Source organism: Escherichia sp. KTE114 (assembly GCF_000407765.1).
GTDB classification, from domain to species: Bacteria; Pseudomonadota; Gammaproteobacteria; order Enterobacterales; family Enterobacteriaceae; genus Escherichia; species Escherichia ruysiae.
The window spans coordinates 991,564-1,013,246 of record NZ_KE136626.1 but is presented as its reverse complement, the minus strand read 5'-3'; the positions used below and the strand labels follow the sequence as shown (position 1 = coordinate 1,013,246).

Annotated in this window: 16 protein-coding genes; 10 read left to right on the top strand and 6 right to left on the bottom strand. The window is 54.0% G+C overall.

What is annotated here, in order from left to right; genetic code table 11:
• Positions 1 to 99: 99 nt before the first annotated feature.
• The 5 genes from metB to yijE all read left to right on the top strand — a co-directional run bounded on the left by metB (position 100) and on the right by yijE (position 8,403).
• Positions 100 to 1,260 carry a cystathionine gamma-synthase gene (gene metB / locus WC5_RS15900; protein ID WP_010350181.1) on the top strand — a complete coding sequence of 387 codons (1,161 nt, stop codon included), beginning with the start codon at positions 100 to 102 and terminating at the stop codon, positions 1,258 to 1,260.
• 2 nt (positions 1,261 to 1,262) lie between these two features.
• Complete coding sequence (gene metL / locus WC5_RS15905; RefSeq protein WP_000110772.1) at positions 1,263 to 3,695, top strand: bifunctional aspartate kinase/homoserine dehydrogenase II; 2,433 nt, start codon at positions 1,263 to 1,265, stop codon at positions 3,693 to 3,695.
• 307 nt (positions 3,696 to 4,002) lie between these two features.
• A complete protein-coding gene (gene metF, locus WC5_RS15910; RefSeq protein ID WP_000007526.1) occupies positions 4,003 to 4,893 on the top strand; it encodes a methylenetetrahydrofolate reductase in 891 nt (296 codons plus the stop codon).
• Positions 4,894 to 5,220: 327 nt separating this feature from the next.
• Positions 5,221 to 7,401: a catalase/peroxidase HPI gene (katG, locus tag WC5_RS15915; RefSeq protein WP_010350185.1), complete on the top strand. Its 2,181-nt coding sequence runs from the start codon at positions 5,221 to 5,223 to the stop codon at positions 7,399 to 7,401.
• Positions 7,402 to 7,497: 96 nt separating this feature from the next.
• Positions 7,498 to 8,403, top strand: a complete 906-nt coding sequence (gene yijE / locus WC5_RS15920; protein ID WP_001143321.1) for a cystine transporter YijE — start codon at positions 7,498 to 7,500, stop codon at positions 8,401 to 8,403.
• Between the two features lie 26 nt (positions 8,404 to 8,429).
• On the opposite strand, the gene WC5_RS15925 is transcribed toward yijE, so the two are convergent.
• The 4 genes from WC5_RS15925 to ptsP form a co-directional block, all read right to left on the bottom strand.
• Complete coding sequence (locus WC5_RS15925) at positions 8,430 to 9,047, bottom strand: DUF1287 domain-containing protein (RefSeq protein WP_000647903.1); 618 nt, start codon at positions 9,045 to 9,047, stop codon at positions 8,430 to 8,432.
• A gap of 274 nt (positions 9,048 to 9,321) precedes the next feature.
• Positions 9,322 to 10,425 (bottom strand): bifunctional L-1,2-propanediol dehydrogenase/glycerol dehydrogenase, encoded by a 1,104-nt coding sequence (gldA, locus tag WC5_RS15930; protein ID WP_000373988.1) that lies wholly within the window; start codon positions 10,423 to 10,425, stop codon positions 9,322 to 9,324.
• 10 nt (positions 10,426 to 10,435) lie between these two features.
• Positions 10,436 to 11,098: a fructose-6-phosphate aldolase gene (gene fsa / locus WC5_RS15935; protein ID WP_000424831.1), complete on the bottom strand. Its 663-nt coding sequence runs from the start codon at positions 11,096 to 11,098 to the stop codon at positions 10,436 to 10,438.
• 11 nt (positions 11,099 to 11,109) lie between these two features.
• Positions 11,110 to 13,611, bottom strand: a complete 2,502-nt coding sequence (ptsP, locus tag WC5_RS15940; protein WP_016231502.1) for a phosphoenolpyruvate--protein phosphotransferase — start codon at positions 13,609 to 13,611, stop codon at positions 11,110 to 11,112.
• 308 nt (positions 13,612 to 13,919) lie between these two features.
• On the opposite strand from ptsP, the gene WC5_RS15945 reads away from it, so the two are divergent.
• The 5 genes from WC5_RS15945 to WC5_RS15965 are packed head-to-tail and all read left to right on the top strand — an operon-like array spanning position 13,920 to position 18,869.
• Positions 13,920 to 14,999, top strand: coding sequence for a PTS fructose transporter subunit EIIC (locus tag WC5_RS15945; protein ID WP_001004466.1), 1,080 nt, complete (start codon positions 13,920 to 13,922; stop codon positions 14,997 to 14,999).
• 14 nt (positions 15,000 to 15,013) lie between these two features.
• Positions 15,014 to 15,334: a PTS fructose-like transporter subunit IIB gene (locus tag WC5_RS15950; protein WP_000161265.1), complete on the top strand. Its 321-nt coding sequence runs from the start codon at positions 15,014 to 15,016 to the stop codon at positions 15,332 to 15,334.
• Between the two features lie 50 nt (positions 15,335 to 15,384).
• Complete coding sequence (locus WC5_RS15955; RefSeq protein WP_000184790.1) at positions 15,385 to 17,682, top strand: formate C-acetyltransferase; 2,298 nt, start codon at positions 15,385 to 15,387, stop codon at positions 17,680 to 17,682.
• Positions 17,648 to 18,526 (top strand): [formate-C-acetyltransferase]-activating enzyme, encoded by an 879-nt coding sequence (locus tag WC5_RS15960; RefSeq protein WP_000204110.1) that lies wholly within the window; start codon positions 17,648 to 17,650, stop codon positions 18,524 to 18,526. Before WC5_RS15955 ends, WC5_RS15960 begins: the two co-directional genes overlap by 35 nt.
• 1 nt (position 18,527) lies before the next feature.
• Positions 18,528 to 18,869: a PTS fructose-like transporter subunit IIB gene (locus WC5_RS15965; RefSeq protein ID WP_000323855.1), complete on the top strand. Its 342-nt coding sequence runs from the start codon at positions 18,528 to 18,530 to the stop codon at positions 18,867 to 18,869.
• On the opposite strand, the gene WC5_RS15970 is transcribed toward WC5_RS15965, so the two are convergent.
• Both WC5_RS15970 and WC5_RS15975 read right to left on the bottom strand, forming a co-directional pair.
• Positions 18,856 to 19,707, bottom strand: a complete 852-nt coding sequence (locus WC5_RS15970; protein ID WP_000274606.1) for an AraC family transcriptional regulator — start codon at positions 19,705 to 19,707, stop codon at positions 18,856 to 18,858. The genes WC5_RS15965 and WC5_RS15970 overlap by 14 nt on opposite strands.
• Positions 19,708 to 19,921: 214 nt before the next feature.
• Positions 19,922 to 21,655 carry a phosphoethanolamine transferase CptA gene (locus WC5_RS15975; protein WP_000556330.1) on the bottom strand — a complete coding sequence of 578 codons (1,734 nt, stop codon included), beginning with the start codon at positions 21,653 to 21,655 and terminating at the stop codon, positions 19,922 to 19,924.
• Positions 21,656 to 21,683 lie beyond the last annotated feature (28 nt).

Here is a 21,683-nt window from a genome sequence, read left to right as displayed (position 1 = left end):
GCAAAGAAGTTTAGATGTCCAGATGTATTGACGTCCATTAACACAATGTTTACTCTGGTGCCTGACATTTCACCAACAAAGCCCAGGAAACTTCATCACATGACGCGTAAACAGGCCACCATCGCAGTGCGTAGCGGGTTAAATGACGACGAACAGTATGGTTGCGTTGTCCCGCCTATCCATCTTTCCAGCACCTATAACTTTACCGGATTTAACGAACCACGCGCGCATGATTACTCGCGTCGCGGCAACCCAACGCGCGATGTGGTCCAGCGTGCGCTGGCAGAACTGGAAGGCGGTGCAGGTGCGGTGCTAACCAATACCGGCATGTCAGCTATTCACCTGGTCACGACCGTCTTTTTGAAACCCGGCGATCTGCTGGTTGCGCCGCACGACTGCTACGGCGGCAGCTATCGCCTGTTCGATAGCCTGGCAAAACGCGGTTGCTATCGCGTGCTGTTTGTTGATCAGGGCGATGAGCAGGCATTACGGGCGGCACTGGCAGAAAAACCTAAACTGGTGCTGGTAGAAAGCCCAAGTAATCCATTGTTACGCGTCGTGGATATTGCGAAAATCTGCCATCTGGCAAGGGAAGTCGGGGCGGTGAGCGTGGTGGATAACACCTTCTTAAGCCCGGCATTACAAAATCCACTGGCATTAGGTGCCGATCTGGTGTTGCATTCATGTACGAAATATCTGAACGGTCACTCTGACGTGGTGGCGGGCGTGGTGATTGCTAAAGATCCAGACGTGGTTACCGAACTGGCCTGGTGGGCAAACAATATTGGCGTAACGGGCGGCGCGTTTGACAGCTATCTGCTGCTGCGCGGTCTGCGTACTCTGGTGCCGCGTATGGAGCTGGCTCAGCGCAACGCGCAGGCGATTGTGAAATATCTGCAAACCCAGCCGTTGGTGAAAAAACTTTATCACCCATCGCTGCCGGAAAATCAGGGGCATGAAATTGCCGTGCGCCAGCAAAAAGGCTTTGGCGCAATGTTGAGTTTTGAACTGGATGGCGATGAGCAGACGCTGCGTCGTTTCCTGGGCGGGCTGTCGTTGTTTACGCTGGCGGAATCGTTAGGGGGAGTGGAAAGTTTAATCTCTCACGCCGCAACCATGACACATGCAGGCATGGCGCCAGAAGCGCGTGCTGCCGCCGGGATCTCCGAGACGCTGTTGCGTATCTCCACCGGTATTGAAGATGGCGAAGATTTAATTGCCGACCTGGAAAATGGCTTCCGGGCTGCAAACAAGGGGTAAAAATGAGTGTGATTGCGCAGGCAGGGGCGAAAGGTCGTCAACTGCATAAATTTGGTGGCAGTAGTCTGGCTGATGTGAAGTGTTATTTGCGTGTCGCGGGCATTATGGCGGAGTACTCTCAGCCCGACGATATGATGGTGGTTTCCGCCGCCGGTAGCACCACTAACCAGTTGATTAACTGGTTGAAACTAAGCCAGACCGATCGTCTCTCTGCGCATCAGGTTCAACAAACGCTACGTCGTTATCAATGCGATCTGATTAGCGGCCTGTTACCTGCCGAAGAAGCCGATAGCCTCATTAGCGCCTTTGTCAGCGATCTTGAACGCCTGGCGGCGCTGCTCGACAGCGGTATTAACGACGCGGTGTATGCGGAAGTGGTGGGTCACGGTGAAGTGTGGTCGGCGCGCCTGATGTCTGCGGTGCTTAACCAACAAGGACTGCCTGCGGCCTGGCTTGATGCCCGCGAGTTTTTACGTGCTGAACGCGCTGCGCAACCGCAGGTTGATGAAGGCCTTTCGTACCCGCTGCTGCAACAACTGCTGGTGCAGCATCCGGGCAAACGTCTGGTAGTGACCGGATTTATCAGCCGCAACAACGCCGGTGAAACGGTGCTGCTGGGGCGTAACGGTTCCGACTATTCCGCCACCCAAATCGGTGCGCTGGCAGGCGTTTCCCGCGTAACTATCTGGAGCGACGTCGCCGGGGTATATAGCGCCGATCCGCGTAAAGTGAAAGATGCCTGCCTGCTGCCATTGCTGCGTCTGGATGAAGCCAGCGAACTGGCGCGTCTGGCGGCACCTGTCCTCCACGCCCGTACTTTACAGCCTGTATCCGGTAGTGAAATCGACTTGCAACTGCGCTGTAGCTACACGCCGGATCAAGGCTCTACACGCATTGAACGCGTGCTGGCTTCCGGTACAGGAGCGCGTATTGTCACCAGTCACGATGATGTCTGTTTGATTGAGTTTCAGGTGCCCGCCAGCCAGGACTTCAAACTGGCGCATAAAGAAATCGACCAGATCCTGAAACGCGCGCAGGTGCGTCCACTGGCGGTTGGCGTGCATAACGATCGCCAGTTGCTGCAATTTTGCTACACCTCGGAAGTGGCGGACAGTGCCCTGAAAATTCTCGACGAAGCGGGATTACCTGGCGAGCTGCGTCTGCGTCAGGGGCTGGCGCTGGTGGCGATGGTCGGGGCGGGCGTCACCCGTAACCCGCTGCATTGCCACCGTTTCTGGCAGCAACTGAAAGGCCAGCCGGTCGAATTTACCTGGCAGTCCGATGACGGCATCAGCCTGGTGGCAGTACTGCGTACCGGCCCGACCGAAAGCCTGATCCAGGGGCTGCATCAGTCCGTCTTCCGCGCGGAAAAACGCATTGGCCTGGTCCTGTTCGGCAAGGGCAATATCGGTTCCCGCTGGCTGGAACTGTTCGCTCGTGAGCAGAGTACGCTCTCGGCGCGTACCGGATTTGAATTTGTGTTGGCAGGCGTGGTGGACAGCCGCCGCAGCCTGTTGAGTTATGACGGGCTGGACGCCAGCCGCGCGTTAGCGTTCTTCAACGATGAAGCGGTCGAGCAGGATGAAGAGTCGCTGTTCCTGTGGATGCGCGCCCATCCGTATGATGATTTAGTGGTGCTGGACGTTACCGCCAGCCAGCAGCTTGCCGATCAATATCTCGATTTCGCCAGCCACGGTTTCCACGTCATCAGTGCCAACAAACTGGCGGGAGCCAGCGACAGCAATAAATATCGCCAGATCCACGACGCCTTCGAAAAAACCGGGCGTCACTGGCTGTACAACGCTACCGTCGGCGCAGGCTTGCCGATCAACCATACCGTGCGCGATCTGATCGACAGCGGCGATACTATTTTGTCGATCAGCGGGATCTTCTCCGGCACGCTCTCCTGGCTGTTCCTGCAATTCGACGGTAGCGTGCCGTTTACCGAGCTGGTGGATCAGGCATGGCAGCAAGGGTTAACTGAACCTGACCCGCGTGATGACCTTTCCGGCAAAGACGTGATGCGCAAGCTGGTGATTCTGGCGCGTGAAGCAGGTTACAACATCGAACCGGATCAGGTGCGTGTGGAGTCGCTGGTGCCTGCTCATTGCGAAGGCGGCAGCATCGACCATTTCTTTGAAAATGGCGATGAGCTGAACGAGCAGATGGTACAACGGCTGGAAGCTGCCCGCGAAATGGGGCTGGTGCTGCGCTACGTGGCGCGTTTCGATGCCAACGGCAAAGCGCGTGTGGGCGTGGAAGCGGTGCGTGAAGATCATCCGCTGGCATCACTGCTACCGTGCGATAACGTCTTTGCCATCGAAAGCCGCTGGTATCGCGATAACCCGCTGGTGATCCGTGGGCCAGGCGCAGGGCGCGATGTCACCGCTGGGGCGATTCAGTCGGATATTAATCGGCTGGCGCAGTTGTTGTAATTTCAGGAGCCCAATAAGGCATAATGCACATGCTTATTGGGCTTAACATAATTTACCTAATTATCCTTGCGTTGTAAGCCGGATAAGGCGTTCACGCTGCATCCGGCAAGAAACAATAAATCCGTCTGCCAGGTTTCTTGTAATTCCCAACCTGAATCTTTTTCATCTTCCCTGATTTTTCCTCACCATCATTGGTCATTTTTCGGTTGACGCCCTTCGGCTTTTCCTTCATCTTTACATCTGGACGTCTAAATGGATAGATGTTCACAACACAACATATAACGATAAGCGATTGATGAGGTAAGGTATGAGCTTTTTTCACGCCAGCCAGCGGGATGCCCTGAATCAGAGCCTGGCAGAAGTCCAGGGGCAGATTAACGTTTCGTTCGAGTTTTTCCCGCCGCGTACCAGTGAAATGGAGCAGACCCTGTGGAACTCCATTGATCGCCTTAGCAGCCTGAAACCGAAGTTTGTCTCGGTGACCTATGGCGCGAACTCTGGCGAGCGCGACCGTACACACAGCATTATTAAAGGCATTAAAGATCGCACTGGTCTCGAAGCTGCGCCGCATCTCACCTGCATTGATGCGACTCCCGATGAGCTGCGCACCATCGCTCGTGACTACTGGAATAACGGCATTCGCCATATTGTGGCGCTGCGTGGCGACCTGCCGCCGGGAAGCGGTAAGCCGGAAATGTATGCCTCTGACCTGGTGACGCTGTTAAAAGAAGTCGCTGATTTCGATATCTCCGTGGCGGCGTATCCGGAAGTTCACCCGGAAGCGAAAAGTGCCCAGGCAGATTTGCTTAACCTGAGACGTAAAGTCGATGCCGGTGCCAACCGTGCGATTACTCAGTTCTTCTTCGATGTCGAAAGCTACCTGCGTTTTCGCGATCGCTGCGTCTCGGCGGGTATCGATGTGGAAATTATTCCGGGCATTTTGCCGGTCTCTAACTTTAAACAGGCGAAGAAATTTGCCGACATGACTAACGTGCGTATTCCGGCGTGGATGGCGCAAATGTTTGACGGTCTGGATGACGATGCTGAAACCCGCAAGCTGGTGGGTGCGAATATCGCCATGGACATGGTGAAGATTTTAAGCCGGGAAGGGGTTAAAGATTTCCACTTCTATACGCTTAACCGCGCTGAAATGAGTTACGCGATTTGTCATACGCTGGGTGTTCGACCTGGTTTATAAATATTGTGGCTTTTGTGAAAATCACACAGTGATCACAAATTTTAAACAGAGCACAAAATGCTGCCTCGAAATGAGAGAGGGAAATAAGGTAGTCAGCCTTGTTTTCTCCCTCCTCCCTTGAAGGATGCGAAGCTAAAACCCTTTTTTATAAAGTATTTGTCCTAAATCGGACATAATCAAAAAGGCTTAATTACGATCAATTTGATCTACATCTCTTTAACCAACAATATGTAAGATCTCAACTATCGCATCCGTGGATTAATTCAATTATAACTTCTCTCTAACGCTGTGTATCGTAACGGTAACACTGTAGAGGGGAGCACATTGATGAGCACGTCAGACGATATCCATAACACGACAGCCACCGGCAAATGCCCGTTCCATCAGGGCGGTCATGACCAGAGCGCAGGTGGGGGCACAACCACTCGCGACTGGTGGCCAAATCAACTCCGTGTTGACCTGTTAAACCAACATTCTAATCGTTCTAACCCACTGGGTGAGGACTTTGACTACCGCAAAGAATTCAGCAAATTAGATTACTACGGCCTGAAAAAAGATCTGAAAGCCCTGCTGACAGAATCTCAGCCGTGGTGGCCTGCCGACTGGGGCAGCTATGCGGGCTTATTTATTCGTATGGCCTGGCACGGCGCGGGGACTTACCGTTCCATCGACGGACGCGGCGGCGCAGGTCGTGGTCAGCAACGTTTTGCACCGCTGAACTCCTGGCCGGATAACGTTAGCCTCGATAAAGCGCGTCGCCTGTTGTGGCCAATCAAACAGAAATATGGTCAGAAAATCTCCTGGGCAGACCTGTTTATCCTCGCGGGTAACGTGGCGCTGGAAAATTCCGGCTTCCGTACCTTCGGTTTTGGTGCCGGTCGTGAAGACGTCTGGGAACCGGATCTCGACGTTAACTGGGGTGATGAAAAAGCCTGGCTGACCCACCGTCATCCGGAAGCACTGGCGAAAGCACCGCTGGGCGCAACCGAGATGGGGCTGATTTACGTTAACCCGGAAGGCCCGGATCACAGCGGCGAACCGCTTTCTGCGGCGGCAGCTATCCGCGCGACCTTTGGCAACATGGGGATGAACGACGAAGAAACCGTGGCGCTGATCGCGGGTGGACACACGCTGGGTAAAACCCACGGTGCCGGTCCGACATCTAACGTTGGCCCTGACCCGGAAGCTGCACCGATTGAAGAACAAGGTTTAGGCTGGTCGAGCACTTATGGCAGCGGCGTTGGCGCAGATGCCATCACCTCTGGTCTGGAAGTGGTCTGGACGCAGACGCCGACCCAGTGGAGCAACTATTTCTTCGAAAACCTGTTCAAATATGAGTGGGTACAGACCCGCAGCCCGGCTGGCGCAATCCAGTTCGAAGCGGTAGACGCACCGGAAATTATCCCGGATCCGTTCGATCCGTCGAAGAAACGTAAACCGACAATGCTGGTGACCGACCTGACGCTGCGTTTTGATCCTGAGTTCGAGAAGATTTCTCGTCGCTTCCTCAACGATCCGCAGGCGTTTAACGAAGCCTTTGCCCGTGCCTGGTTCAAACTGACGCACAGGGATATGGGGCCGAAATCACGCTACATCGGACCGGAAGTACCGAAAGAAGATCTGATCTGGCAAGATCCGCTGCCGCAGCCGATCTACAACCCGACCGAACAAGACATTATCAGTCTGAAATTTGCGATTGCGGATTCTGGTCTGTCTGTCAGTGAGCTGGTATCGGTGGCCTGGGCGTCTGCTTCTACTTTCCGTGGTGGCGACAAACGCGGTGGCGCCAACGGTGCGCGTCTGGCATTAGCACCACAGCGCGACTGGGATGTGAACGCTGCAGCCGTTCGTGCTCTGCCAGTTCTGGAGAAAATCCAGAAAGAGTCTGGCAAAGCTTCGCTGGCGGATATCATCGTGCTGGCAGGTGTGGTTGGCGTAGAGAAAGCCGCAAGCGCCGCTGGGCTGAGCATTCATGTACCATTTGCGCCGGGTCGCGTCGATGCGCGTCAGGATCAGACCGACATTGAGATGTTCGAGCTGTTGGAGCCGATTGCTGACGGCTTCCGTAACTACCGCGCTCGTCTGGATGTTTCCACCACCGAGTCACTGCTGATTGATAAAGCACAGCAACTGACGCTGACCGCGCCGGAAATGACTGCGCTGGTGGGTGGGATGCGCGTACTGGGTGCCAACTTTGATGGCAGCAAAAACGGCGTCTTTACTGACCGCGTGGGCGTATTGAGCAATGACTTCTTTGTGAACTTGCTGGATATGCGTTACGAGTGGAAAGCGACCGACGAATCGAAAGAACTTTTCGAAGGCCGTGACCGTGAAACCGGCGAAGTGAAATACACTGCCAGCCGTGCGGATCTGGTATTTGGTTCTAACTCTGTCCTGCGCGCGGTGGCAGAAGTTTACGCCAGCAGCGATGCCCACGAGAAGTTTGTTAAAGACTTCGTGGCGGCATGGGTGAAAGTCATGAACCTCGACCGTTTCGACCTGCTGTAATCTGACCTCCTTCAGCGACTGCCTTTCAGGCAGTCGCTGAAGTTTCTTTACCGGCGTATAGTGTCGCTAACAAAACTACTACACGCTGGATCTCTCATGCCTACTACGGGAAAGAGCAACCCACTGGCAATCAGTGGCCTGGTTGTGCTCACACTTATCTGGAGTTATAGCTGGATTTTCATGAAGCAAGTTACCAGCTACATCGGTGCCTTCGACTTTACCGCCTTACGCTGCATTTTCGGCGCTCTCGTTCTGTTCATCGTCCTTTTATTACGTGGTCGTGGGATGCGCCCGACGCCGTTTAAATACACTTTAGCCATTGCCCTGTTACAAACCTGCGGGATGGTAGGGCTGGCGCAATGGGCACTGGTCAGCGGCGGTGCGGGAAAAGTGGCTATCCTGAGTTATACCATGCCGTTCTGGGTGGTGATTCTCGCGGCGTTGTTTCTCGGTGAACGACTGCGACGCGGGCAATATTTCGCGATTCTGATTGCTGCCGTTGGTTTATTGCTGGTGTTGCAGCCGTGGCAACTCGATTTCTCGTCGATGAAAAGCGCCATCCTGGCAATCCTCTCCGGCGTCAGTTGGGGGGCGAGCGCGATTGTTGCTAAACGCCTTTATGCCCGCCATCCGCGCGTGGATTTATTGTCATTAACGTCCTGGCAGATGCTTTATGCGGCGCTGGTGATGAGTGTGGTCGCTTTACTGGTGCCGCAACGTGAAATTGACTGGCAACCCACCGTGTTCTGGGCGCTGGTATACAGTGCGATTCTGGCGACGGCGCTGGCCTGGAGCTTATGGTTGTTCGTGCTGAAAAACTTACCCGCCAGTATCGCCAGCTTAAGCACACTGGCGGTTCCCGTTTGCGGGGTACTCTTTTCCTGGTGGCTGCTCGGTGAGAATCCCGGCGCGGTTGAAGGTAGCGGTATTGTGCTGATTGTGCTGGCACTGGCGCTGGTGAGCCGTAAGAAAAAAGAAGCCGTCAGCGTAAATAGGGTCTGAATTTTTTCTTCACGTGGGGCGATCGCTTATTGAACAAAATAACGATAGTGCCCCACCATCCGCCAGCTAAACAGCACGTCTTCTTCCTGCGCACCTGCGCCGATGTTATGAATCACCAGCGGCGTACCGTCGCGGGCAAAACCATCTGAAACCACACCGATATGTGCCAGCCCGTTATCTAATCGCCAGGAGACAATATCGCCCGCTTGATAGTCACTGGCGTTTTTGCTGGTGGGGCGTGTTTTATCATGGCGGGTAAACCAGGTTTCCAGGTTCGGCACCCGACGGTGATCGATGTTGCTGTCAGGGCGTTTTAACTGCCACTTTTGTGGATAATCGGCAAAATTCTTCGCCATATCTTCGTGCACCAGCTTCTGCAAATCGACCTTCTGGCTGCGCAGGGCGCGGATCACTACATCGGAGCATACGCCGCGCTCCTGCGGGACATCGCCGCCAGGATAGGTAAGCTGCACATATGCCGGATCGTAAAACAGCGTACTGCCAATTTGCTGTCGGGCGCCATCCGCGATGGCAAGGTTGGTGTTGGCCTGAATTTGTACCACGGTTGGTGGAACAGCGGGAGATTTTAAGGAGTGGCTGGTAAAGGCTGTCAGAAGGCTGACCAGCGCCAGTGAAGCTTTCATCTGTTTCGTCCGTGAAAATAAGAGTCACAGATTCGACCTTCCGGGCTGACGATTGTTCTGTGGAGAAAGTGTCCAGAAGCGGATAAAAAACTCCCGAACAACGTGGGAGTTTCAGATTACTGGCACAGAGTGCCGGATGCGGCGTGAACGCCTTACCCGGCCTGCAAAAGCACGCAAATTCAATATATTGCAGAGATTGCGTAGGCCTGATAAGCGTAGCGCATCAGGCAATTTTGCGTTCAAACTCCCGGACAAGCCGGGAGTTTGGCATAGGTTATTCCCACTCTTGCAGGAAACGCTGACCGTACTGGTCGGCTACCAGCAGTGCGGCGTAAACCTGATCTGGCGTTGCGCCGCCTGGCATGTTGTGAATAGTTTCACCTTCTGCACAAGATGCTTCTGCGACAATCCGCATTTTCGCAGGGATATCTTCTTTAATATCCAGTTGCGCCAGGGTAATTGGCAGACCAACGGCATGACACAGCGCCGCGACGGTTTCGATTTCCTCAACCGGCGCGTTTTCCAGCACCAGCTGTGTCAGCGTACCAAACGCCACTTTTTCGCCGTGATAATAGTGATGCGCGTCCGGGATAGCGGTCAGGCCGTTATGCACAGCGTGTGCCGCCGCCAGACCACCGCTTTCAAAGCCCACGCCGCTCAAATAGGTGTTCGCTTCAATCACGCGCTCCAGCGCCGGAGTTACCACATGCTGTTCGGCGGCGAGCATCGCTTTTTCGCCTTCTTCCAGCAGGGTGTTGTAGCACAGTTCAGCCAGCGCCAGCGCCGCCTGGGTGCACTTGCCGCCCGCCATGGTGGTCGCGCCACTGCGAGAGCAGGCACGTGCTTCAAACCAGGTTGCCAGCGCATCACCGATACCCGCCGCTAACAGGCGTGCAGGTGCGCCAGCAACGATTTTGGTGTCGACAATGACGCGTTCCGGGTTGTTCGGCAGCAGCAGATAGCGGTCAAACTCACCATCATCAGTGTAGATAACAGACAGTGCGCTACACGGTGCGTCGGTAGAGGCTATGGTCGGCGCGATTGCTACCGGAACACCCATAAAGTGCGCCAGTGCTTTGGCGGTATCGAGGGTTTTGCCGCCGCCGATACCGAGAATTGCGCCACACTGAGCGGTTTCCGCAATGCCGCGCAGACGGTCGATCTCATTTTGCGAACATTCACCGCCAAACGGCGCAATTTCTACTACCAGTCCAGCATCTTTAAAGCTTTTCTCGACAGTGGATTGAGCAAAGCCTAAAACAAATTTGTCACCCACCACTAACCAGCGTTCCGCCAGCGGCTTCAGGTATTCGCCCAGACGATTAATGACATCTGCGCCCTGGATGTATTTACCCGGTGATTGAATAATGCGGTCCATAATTGCTCCTTTAGAGATGAGTAGTGCCAAATGCGGCATTCCAGTCGTGTTCGAACTTCTCTATAGCTGACTCTACCGCAGGCGTGTTGAGCATTTGTTGCGCTACATCTAAGGGCAGGGTGATGGATTCACATCCTGCCAGCAAACAATCCAGCGCCTGACGCGGTGTTTTAAAGCTGGCAGCCAGCACCATGCTTTCTGGCGCGTGCATTTCCAGCAATGCTTGCAACTCCTGAACCGTGCGAATACCGTCACCGCCCTGGGCGTCTACGCGGTTAACATACGGAGCAACGTATTTGGCGCCTGCCAGCGCGGCTAATAACCCTTGTGCGGCGCTATATACAGCGGTGCCAAGCGTAGTAATACCTTCTTTTTTCAGTATTTTAATTGCTGCCAGACCTTCGGCGGTCACCGGGATTTTCACCACAATGCCCGGAATGGCGTCGCGCAGACGCTTCGCTTCTTCCACCATACCCTGCGCGTCACGGCTTATGGTCTGAGCAAACAGAATGCCCTCATCACCAATCGCTTTTTGCAGACGCGGCAGCACTTCCCAGATGGACTCCTTGCTGGCTGCGATAATGCTCGGGTTAGTTGTCACCCCGGCAATCGGGAATATGCGTGCCAGACGTTCAACTTCTGCGACGTTAGCGGTGTCCAGATACAGTTCCATGATGTTTCCTTTTAAAGTTCCAGTTCATGTTGCAGCAGGCTGGCGATAGCGTCGGCAGAGGCGGCGTTAACCAGCGCGTTACGGAATTCTTCGTGCATGATGCGGCGAGCGAGGCGCGAGAAAATGCGCATGTGCTGATCGCCCGCAGCGTGTTTGTTCAGGGTTAACATAATGATGAATTGCGCTTCATCATCGCCCCAGCGTACCGGTGCTGCCAGACGCGCCACGCTGATGGTGGACTGCTCAATATGTTCCGATTTGCTGTGCGGAATAGCGAAACTAAAGCCCAGACCGGTAGAGAAAACGGCCTCGCGCGCCCACAAGTCGGCTTCCAGTTTACGCGGATAGCGGCAGCGGCCTGCCAGCAGCAGGTTATCGGTCATGCCTTTCAGCACTTCTTCTTTGCTGCGCCAGTCGCTTTCCAGCGTGATGCACTCAGCGGTGACCAGTGGTGCGTCCTGTTGTGTCATGCGGAATTGTGCCAGCAGGTGTTCCACTTCCAGCGAAGTACGGCAGGCCATCGCCTGGTTGAGCAACTGGCGGCACTCACGGCTATCAAGTTGCGCCATTCGCGCTTTCGCCGCCGGAATTGACGGCGCGCTCATGCTGAGTTCATCCAGCCCTAAACCGACCAGCAGCGGCAGCACGGAACCTTTCGCCCCCAGTTCACCGCACAGACCGATCCATTTGCCCTGGCGATGCACCGCCTGCACGGCGTAATCGAGCGCCCGCAAGAATGCCGGATTCAGGCTGTTGTAGTGACGGGTGACTTTGGCGTTATCGCGATCCACTGCCAGCAGATATTGCGTCAGGTCATTACTACCAATACTAAAGAAATCAATCTCTTCGCAGCACTGATCGATGATGAACATCACCGACGGTACTTCCAGCATGATGCCGAGCTGGATCTTCTCATCAAACGGAATGTGTTCGTTACGCAGTTGCTGTTTAGCTTCTGCCAGTTTTTCTTTCACCCATAAGATCTCTTCCATTGAGGAGATCATCGGGATCATGATTTTCAGGCTGCCGTGAGCAGAGGCGCGCAGGATCGACCGTAGCTGCGTGGTAAACAGCGAGGCGTACTCTTCATAAATACGCACGGCGCGATAACCGAGGAACGGGTTAGCTTCTGCGGGAATGTTCAGATAATCAACGGGTTTGTCGCCGCCAATGTCCATGGTACGCACAATAATGCTGCGTCCGTTGGCGGACTCCAGCGCCTGACAAAAAATGTTGTACAGCTCGCTTTCGCCCGGTGCGCTGGTGCGGTCCATATAGAGCATTTCAGTGCGGAACAGGCCAACACCTTCCGCGCCATTGCCAAATGCGGCCTGCGCTTCCACGGAGTGGGCGATGTTAGCGGCAATTTCAATGCGGATACCGTCAGCGGTGCGGGCTTGCTGGGTCAGCCAGACACGTTGCTGCTCACGCAGGGCGTCCTGTACGCGGGCTTCTTGTTGATAATAACGCGCTACCGCGTCTGTCAGTTCGACCACAATCGCCCCGGCGTTGCCGTCGATATAAATCGTTTGATGCTGCCACGGAGTAAGCGTGTCGATGTCCACGCCAACCAGCGTCGGAATGTTGAACGAACGGGCAAGAATTACCGTATGTGACGTGGTGCCGCCGCTTTTGAGTAACAAACCTTTGAGGTGATTTTTATCCAGTTCGAGGAACTGGCTGGGGGTCAGTTCATCCGCCATACAAATGGCGGGCTGCGTCAGCTTGCCCGGTGCCGGGAAGCGTTGTTCACCGTAAATTTGCTGGAGTAACTGGAAGCAGACGTCGCGCACATCCAGGGCTCGCTCTTGCAGGTAGCTGCTGCTGGAACGCGCGAACTCTTCGCAAAAGTGATTCGCACTGGCAACAATCGCTTCGGCGCAGCTTAATCCCTCGCTGACGCCCGCCAGTAGGTGTTGACGCAGCGAAGTGTCACCTGCCAGTGAGCGGTGTGCCTCCAGAATCGCGCTGGTGGCGCCGTCGCTATCAAGCAGACGAAACTCAATGTTTTTCATCACCAGCGTCAGGCCGTTTTCCAGCGCGGATTGCTCGGCGTCAACGTCTTTGGCTGCGGGAAGATTACCCAGCGCGTTGAGATCTAAAGAAGAGATCGGCGTCAGAATGCCACCTGCGCTACCGCTGCATACGGTGCGGGCGCGGATAATTCGCGGATTCAGGTTGGTCAGTGAAACCGGCAGCGGCTCCAGTTCGTCAGATTTAACTTCCGCCAGTGGCGCGTCACAGTGGGGGAATTCATCGCGCAGCCATTGGCTTAAACGCTGGTGCGCTTCCTGTTCGTCTGCTCCGGAAATCAGTAACTGGCAGTTATCGCCCACCAGCGTATCGGTGCCAATTAGCGCCAGGGCGCTTTTGGCGTTGCCCTTGCGGTCAGTGCGCAGGTTATGCCACTCAATTTGTGATGAAAAAGTATTACACAGCGTTTCAACGCGGCTTGCCGGACGTGCATGTACGCCGTTAGGTAGCTCACAAATAAATTCTACAATCAGGGCCATTGCCTTTCTCCCGGTACGGTTTTCTGTTTACAGGATAAGAGCGCATGGCAACGGCCTGCCATGTGACAAATCTGCCAAAAGCTGGACAAATGTAATGTAACCGCTAATTTGCGACGCGTCTCACAAGACGCGCCACTCCGGCATGATTCCGAGTTAACGCAAGTTATGAGGCGGATCGCATTTTTGTACAGACATTACAAAAATCCAGTAAATGGCCTTTTTATCCACTGTTTGCCCTGCCTGCGATTGCCTATTGTTTCTGCCATCAAAAATATGGACATGGGCTTTACTAAGCCCGGGAGCGACTTATGAATGAGTTGGTGCAGATCCTGAAAAATACCCGTCAGCACTTAATGACGGGCGTTTCACACATGATTCCCTTCGTGGTATCGGGCGGTATTTTGCTGGCGGTTTCCGTCATGTTGTATGGCAAAGGCGCAGTGCCGGATGCCGTAGCCGATCCGAATCTGAAAAAACTGTTTGATATCGGCGTCGCGGGTTTGACGCTGATGGTGCCTTTCCTCGCGGCGTACATCGGTTACTCCATTGCTGAACGCTCTGCGCTGGCTCCGTGTGCTATCGGTGCCTGGGTCGGCAACAGTTTTGGCGCGGGCTTCTTTGGTGCGCTGATCGCCGGGATTATCGGCGGCATCGTGGTGCATTACCTGAAGAAAATTCCGGTGCATAAAGTTCTGCGTTCCGTCATGCCAATCTTCATCATCCCGATCGTCGGCACACTGATTACCGCTGGCGTCATGATGTGGGGGCTGGGCGAGCCAGTGGGTGCATTGACCAATAGTCTGACCCAGTGGCTTCAGGGGATGCAGCAGGGCAGCATTGTTATGCTGGCGGTGATCATGGGACTGATGCTGGCGTTCGATATGGGCGGTCCGGTTAACAAAGTGGCCTATGCGTTCATGCTGATTTGCGTTGCTCAGGGGGTTTATACCGTGGTGGCCATTGCCGCTGTGGGTATTTGTATCCCGCCGCTGGGTATGGGGCTGGCGACGCTGATTGGTCGTAAAAATTTCTCCGCTGAAGAGCGCGAAACCGGCAAAGCGGCGCTGGTGATGGGGTGCGTTGGCGTCACCGAAGGGGCGATTCCTTTCGCTGCTGCCGATCCGTTACGCGTGATCCCTTCCATCATGGTCGGTTCAGTTTGTGGCACGGTGACCGCAGCAATGGTCGGCGCGCAGTGCTATGCAGGCTGGGGTGGTCTGATTGTGCTGCCGGTGGTTGAAGGTAAGTTGGGTTATATCGCGGCAGTGGCTGTCGGGGCGGTTGTGACGGCAGTCTGCGTGAACGTACTGAAAAGTCTGGCGCGTAAAAATGGGTCTTCGACTGATGAGAAGGAAGACGACCTGGATCTGGATTTTGAAATTAATTAATTGAGGAACGAGCCATGACGAAAATTATTGCAGTAACCGCATGTCCTTCAGGTGTTGCCCATACCTATATGGCTGCAGAGGCGCTGGAAAGTGCCGCGAAAGCGAAAGGCTGGGAAGTGAAAGTAGAAACCCAGGGCTCGATCGGTCTGGAAAATGAACTGACTGCTGAAGACGTGGCGAGCGCCGATATGGTGATTCTGACCAAAGATATCGGCATCAAGTTTGAAGAGCGTTTTGCTGGCAAGACCATCGTGCGCGTCAACATCAGCGATGCAGTAAAACGCGCTGATGCCATCATGAGCAAAATTGAAGCTCACCTGGCGCAAACCGCTTAAGTTCTTATCCCGCCCGCAAGGGCGGGTTCGCTTTCCTACAGGAGTTCCTCATGACGAATCGTATCTCTCGCCTTAAAACTGCACTGTTTGCCAATACCCGTGAAATCTCGCTGGAGCGTGCGCTGCTTTATACCGCCAGCCATAAGCAAACCGAAGGCGAACCGGTGATTATTCGTCGGGCAAAAGCCACAGCGTATATCCTGGAACACGTTGAAATTTCGATTCGTGATGAAGAACTGATTGCCGGTAACCGCACCGTAAAACCGCGCGCCGGGATTATGTCGCCGGAAATGGACCCTTACTGGCTGCTGAAAGAGCTGGATCAATTCCCGACGCGACCGCAGGATCGCTTCGCCATCAGCGAAGAAGATAAACGTATCTACCGCGAAGAGTTGTTCCCGTACTGGGAAAAACGTTCGATGAAAGATTTCATCAACGGGCAGATGACGGATGAAGTAAAAGTCGCAACCAGCACGCAGATTTTCAGCATCAACCAGACGGATAAAGGCCAGGGGCACATCATTATTGATTACCCGCGCCTGCTGAATCACGGGCTGGGTGAACTGGTGGCGCAGATGCAGCAACATTGCCAGCAACAGCCGGATAATCACTTTTATCAGGCCGCGCTGTTACTGCTGGAAGCTTCACAAAAACACATTTTGCGTTATGCCGAACTGGCGGAAACGATGGCGGCAAACTGCATTGATGCCCAGCGTCGCGAAGAGTTACTGACTATTGCGGAGATCTCCCGCCATAACGCCGAAAATAAGCCGCAGACGTTCTGGCAGGCGTGCCAGTTATTCTGGTACATGAACATCATTCTGCAATACGAATCCAACGCCAGTTCGCTATCGTTGGGGCGCTTCGACCAGTATATGTTGCCGTTCTATCAGGCATCATTAACCCAGGGCGAAGATCCGGCGTTCCTGAAAGAACTGCTCGAATCTTTATGGGTGAAATGCAACGACATCGTGCTGTTACGCTCCACCAGCAGCGCGCGCTATTTCGCAGGTTTCCCGACCGGCTATACCGCACTGCTCGGCGGTTTAACCGAGAACGGACGTAGCGCGGTGAACGTGCTTTCGTTCCTATGCCTCGATGCTTATCAAAGCGTACAATTACCGCAACCGAACCTTGGTGTGCGCACTAACGCCTTGATCGACACACCGTTCCTGATGAAAACCGCAGAAACCATCCGCCTCGGCACTGGTATTCCACAAATCTTCAATGATGAAGTGGTGGTGCCAGCGTTCCTCAACCGAGGCGTTTCGCTGGAAGATGCGCGCGACTATTCCGTCGTGGGCTGCGTAGAGTTGTCTATTCCTGGCAGAACCTACGGCTTGCATGACATCGCAATGTTTAACCTGCTGAAAGTGATGGAAATCTGCCTGCATGAAAATGAAGGTAATGCCGCACTGAGCTATGAAGGTTTGCTGGAACAGATCCGCGCCAAGATCAGCCACTACATCACTCTGATGGTTGAAGGCAGCAATATTTGCGATATCGGTCACCGTGACTGGGCGCCAGTGCCGCTGCTTTCGTCGTTTATCAGCGATTGTCTGGAAAAAGGCCGCGATATTACCGATGGCGGCGCGCGTTATAACTTCTCCGGCGTACAGGGGATAGGTATCGCTAACCTGAGCGATTCTCTCCATGCGTTGAAAGGGATGATTTTTGATCAACAGCGTTTAAGTTTTGACGAATTGTTGTCGGTATTAAAAGCCAACTTCGCAACACCCGAAGGCGAAAAAATCCGCGCTCGCTTAATTAACCGCTTTGAGAAATACGGCAACGATATTGACGAGGTGGATAACATCAGCGCCGAACTGCTGCGCCATTACTGCAAAGAAGTGGAAAAATACCAGAACTCGCGCGGTGGCTACTTCACGCCGGGGTCGTATACCGTTTCTGCTCATGTCCCGTTGGGATCGGTGGTTGGCGCGACGCCAGACGGTCGTTTTGCCGGGGAACAACTGGCAGACGGTGGCTTGTCACCCATGCTGGGTCAGGACGCACAAGGGCCAACGGCGGTACTGAAATCAGTCAGTAAGCTCGATAACACACTGCTTTCTAACGGTACATTGCTGAACGTGAAATTCACTCCGGCGACCCTGGAAGGTGAAGCGGGATTACGCAAACTGGCCGACTTCTTACGGGCATTTACCCAGCTTAAGTTGCAGCATATTCAGTTTAACGTGGTGAACGCCGACACGTTGCGGGAAGCGCAACAGCGCCCACAGGACTATGCCGGGCTGGTGGTGCGCGTTGCCGGATACAGCGCCTTCTTTGTCGAACTGTCGAAGGAGATCCAGGATGACATCATCCGCCGGACAGCGCATCAGCTGTAACGTTGTGGAAACGCGCCGCGATGATGTGGCGCGCATTTTCAACATTCAGCGTTATTCACTGAATGACGGCGAGGGCATTCGTACGGTGGTCTTTTTTAAAGGCTGTCCACATCTTTGTCCGTGGTGTGCTAATCCGGAGTCGATCTCCGGCAAAATCCAGACGGTACGCAGAGAGGCGAAATGTCTGCACTGTGCGAAATGTTTGCGTGATGCAGATGAATGCCCGTCTGGGGCGTTTGAACGGATTGGTCGCGATATCAGCCTTGACGCTCTGGAACGGGAAGTGATGAAAGATGACATTTTCTTTCGCACGTCCGGCGGCGGCGTCACGCTTTCTGGCGGCGAAGTGTTAATGCAGGCGGAGTTTGCTACCCGCTTTTTACAGCGACTGCGGCTGTGGGGTGTGTCATGCGCCATTGAAACTGCCGGAGACGCGCCAGCAAGCAAGCTGTTACCGCTGGCGAAATTGTGCGATGAAGTGTTGTTTGATTTAAAAATTATGGACGCGACTCAGGCGTGGGATGTGGTGAAGATGAACCTGCCACGCGTGCTGGAGAATCTGCGTTTACTGGTGAGTGAGGGGGTCAACGTGATCCCGCGTTTGCCGCTGATCCCCGGTTTCACGCTCAGCCGGGAGAATATGCAGCAGGCGCTGGACGTGCTGATCCCGCTGAATATCAGGCAGATCCATCTGTTGCCATTTCATCAGTACGGCGAACCGAAATACCGCCTGCTGGGGAAAACATGGTCGATGAAAGAGGTTTCTGCGCCCTCGTCAGCCGATGTGGCAACGATGCGCGAAATGGCAGAACGAGCCGGATTTGAGGTTACCGTGGGGGGGTAAAATGGCATACCTGGTGGCAGTAACCGCCTGCGTCAGCGGCGTGGCGCATACTTATATGGCGGCAGAACGGCTGGAAAAATTATGCCAGCAAGAGAAGTGGGGCGTCAGCATTGAAACCCAGGGGGCGCTGGGAACGGAGAATCGTTTAGCGGACGAGGATATCCGTCGGGCAGATGTCGCGCTGTTGATTACGGATATCGAGCTTGCCGGTGCCGAGCGATTTGAGCATTGTCGCTATGTTCAGTGCGGTATCTACGCGTTCCTGCGAGAGCCGCAGCGGGTAATGAGCGCGGTACGAAAAGTGCTCTCTGCGCCGCAGCAAACCCATCTTATTCTGGAGTAGTCGGTTTTTCTGTCAGTTGACTGTGATACTGCCGACGATACTCCGACGGCGAGCGTTCGGTGTTTTTACGAAACAGACGGCAGAAGTAGTTGCTGTCGACGAAGCCGCAGGCGTGCGCCACTTCTTTTACCTTCAGGTCATAGCCTTTCAACAACGTTTTTGCATGTTCCAGCCGTGTATGATTCAGGTATTCGTTAAAGCCCGTCGCACCCGTTTTTTGAAACAGGTGGGAGAGGTAATTGGGCGAAATATAGAATGCCTGCGCGACAGATTCACGGGTTAGCGCGGAGGCATAGCGTTCATCGATATAATCACGAATCGCTTCAAATAGTGCCTGGCTGCGTGAGGCGGTCTGGATTTGGCTGCCGAGCAAGTCGCGGCAGTGGCTAAGCAGACTCGCGACGATAAGCCTTGCCGTTTGCTGCTCCTGTGGCTGCATTTGCATTTCATTGAGCGTTTGCAACAAGAATGAACCAATGCGCGGGCCGCGTCGGGCGACGTGCTGCTTTGCCAGATTTTGGTATTGCTTTCCATCCCATTGCACGACGCTGAATCCGAGCTGCTGTTTGCCAAACAGCACGCTGAAGGTGGTGGCGGGTGTTTGCCATTGCGGGAAGTTCCAGCCGCCAGCGGGAACGTATAGTACATCGCCGGGAACTAACGTTGCGCCAGCACCGGTATCAACAAACTCACCTTCCAGCACAATTTCCAGCCGTGGAAAATCGACCCGATATGCGAGATCGGGAGCCGGACCGTTGGTGCAGGCAAAGTAAATCTGGCGCAGCGACAGCGGGCCGTTTATCAGGCGGGAGAGCAGATAGCTGACGTCGTGATACATGTTATTCCCTTAGGTATGTAGACGGGAAAACAGTAACTGGCATTATGAAAAAAGGCCACCTGAAAAGTGTGGCCTGATGAGAGTTCGATGTAAACATTGCGGCAGTTGTATTGCCGGATGCGGCGTAAACGCCTTATCTGACCTACCGCCGCAATCTGTAGGCCGGATAAGACGCGTCAAGCGTCGCATCCGGCAAATAGCACCTGACTGATAATTACTGATTACCCACCTGATCGCCATACGGCAGAGTGTCGTAATCGATCAGCGCGTTTTTCTTGTACGGGTTGCCAATCCAGCGAGTGGTTTCTTTGAACTGCGGGTTCACCACCGAACGGGTTGGATCGTAACCGTCGTAAGATAAGCCCGCCAAATCCGACCAGGTGTGGATCAGTTCTGCCAGGCTGTATTTACGATTGACATCCTGCGAGAAATCACGCGGATGAGTCGCCTGCCATTTTTCCGACGTCCACAGCAGGAACGGAATGGTGTACATGTGGCGCGTCGGGTTATCTTCGTTACGCCCCTGGGTTTTGTGTGGCGGCGTGTCGTAAACCTCTTCACCGTGGTCAGAGAAATAAACCAGGAAACCGTTCGGATCGGTCGCTTTAAAGTCTTTAATCAGGCTTGCCACCACGTGATCGTTATACAGGTTAGCGTTGTCGTAATCGTTATACGACTCCAGCTCTTCTGCGCTTAATCCTGGTGGGACATGATCGGTATTGCCATCAAACTTGCCCTGATCTTCCGGGTAACGGTACTTGTATTTGATATGTGTACCCAGCAGATGAACGATGATCAGTTTCTTCGGCGCGGGGTCCTTCAGCACTTCCTGGAACGGCTTCAGCACGTTAGTGTCGTATTCACGCGCACTCTGCGTACGTTGCTGGTTCATGTAGTACTGCTTGTCGGTCTGGCGCGAAAATACCGTCAGCATGGTATTGCGGGCGGTCATCGTCTGCTGGTTGGTGATCCAGAAAGTTTTATAACCCGCCTGTTTCATCATGTTCATCAGCGACGGCTGCGTCAGATACAGATCCGGGTTCTTTTCGTTGGCGAAAGTCAGCGCCTGTTGCAGGATTTCAATGGTGTACGGACGAGACGTAACCACGTTATTAAATACGGTCAGATTCGGATCGGTTTTATGCAGCGCATCCAGCTCCGGCGTGGTTTCACGCGGATAACCGTACAGACTCATGCGTCCACGCTGGGTTGACTCGCCAATCACCAGTACCAGGGTGCGTGGTTCGTTGCCCGATTCATCTTTGAAATTAGCCAGTGGCGGTAATGCATTATTTTCATTCAGCAGCTTCGTCAGCGAGTTAAGTTGCTGGCGATACTGATAATAACCGGTCAGAAATTGCCACGGTGCGGCAGGTTCCATGCGTGATGCCAGGTTATCCAACGTTTTCTCAAACGGCTTGTTTTTGATAAACGTATTCATGGCGATCGGATGCAGAATCAAACCGTAAAGCAGGGCAAAAGAGACGATATAACGCCACGGCTTCGGAATATAGACCGGGCGCAGGCGTGTCCACAGCAGAACAGCCACCGCCGTATAGGCCAGCGCGATAAGCACAATCTTCAGGCTGAAATACTGGCTTAAATACTCGCTGGCTTCGTTGGTGTTGGTTTCAAACATCACAAACAGAACGCTCTGCGAGAACTCCTGACCGTAGATGACGTAGTAGCACAGCGCCGCCAGAGAGGCCGCCCACAGCACCACGCCGATCACTGCGGCAATAATTTTAATCCGCTTCGGAAAGAGGAATACCGGGATCAACCACAGCGAACTGAACAGCAGTGAGTCGCGAATGCCGTTGGTGCCGCTGTAGCCGCTGATGTAAATAATGGCCTGTAACAGGGTAGAGAAAAACCAAAAGTAGAGCAGTGCCCAACCCAGGGCTTTCCAGCTAAAAAGGGGGTTAGTCTGGACTTCAGTGGAATGCATAGTAAGAACCCGTTTTGGATAATAGCGC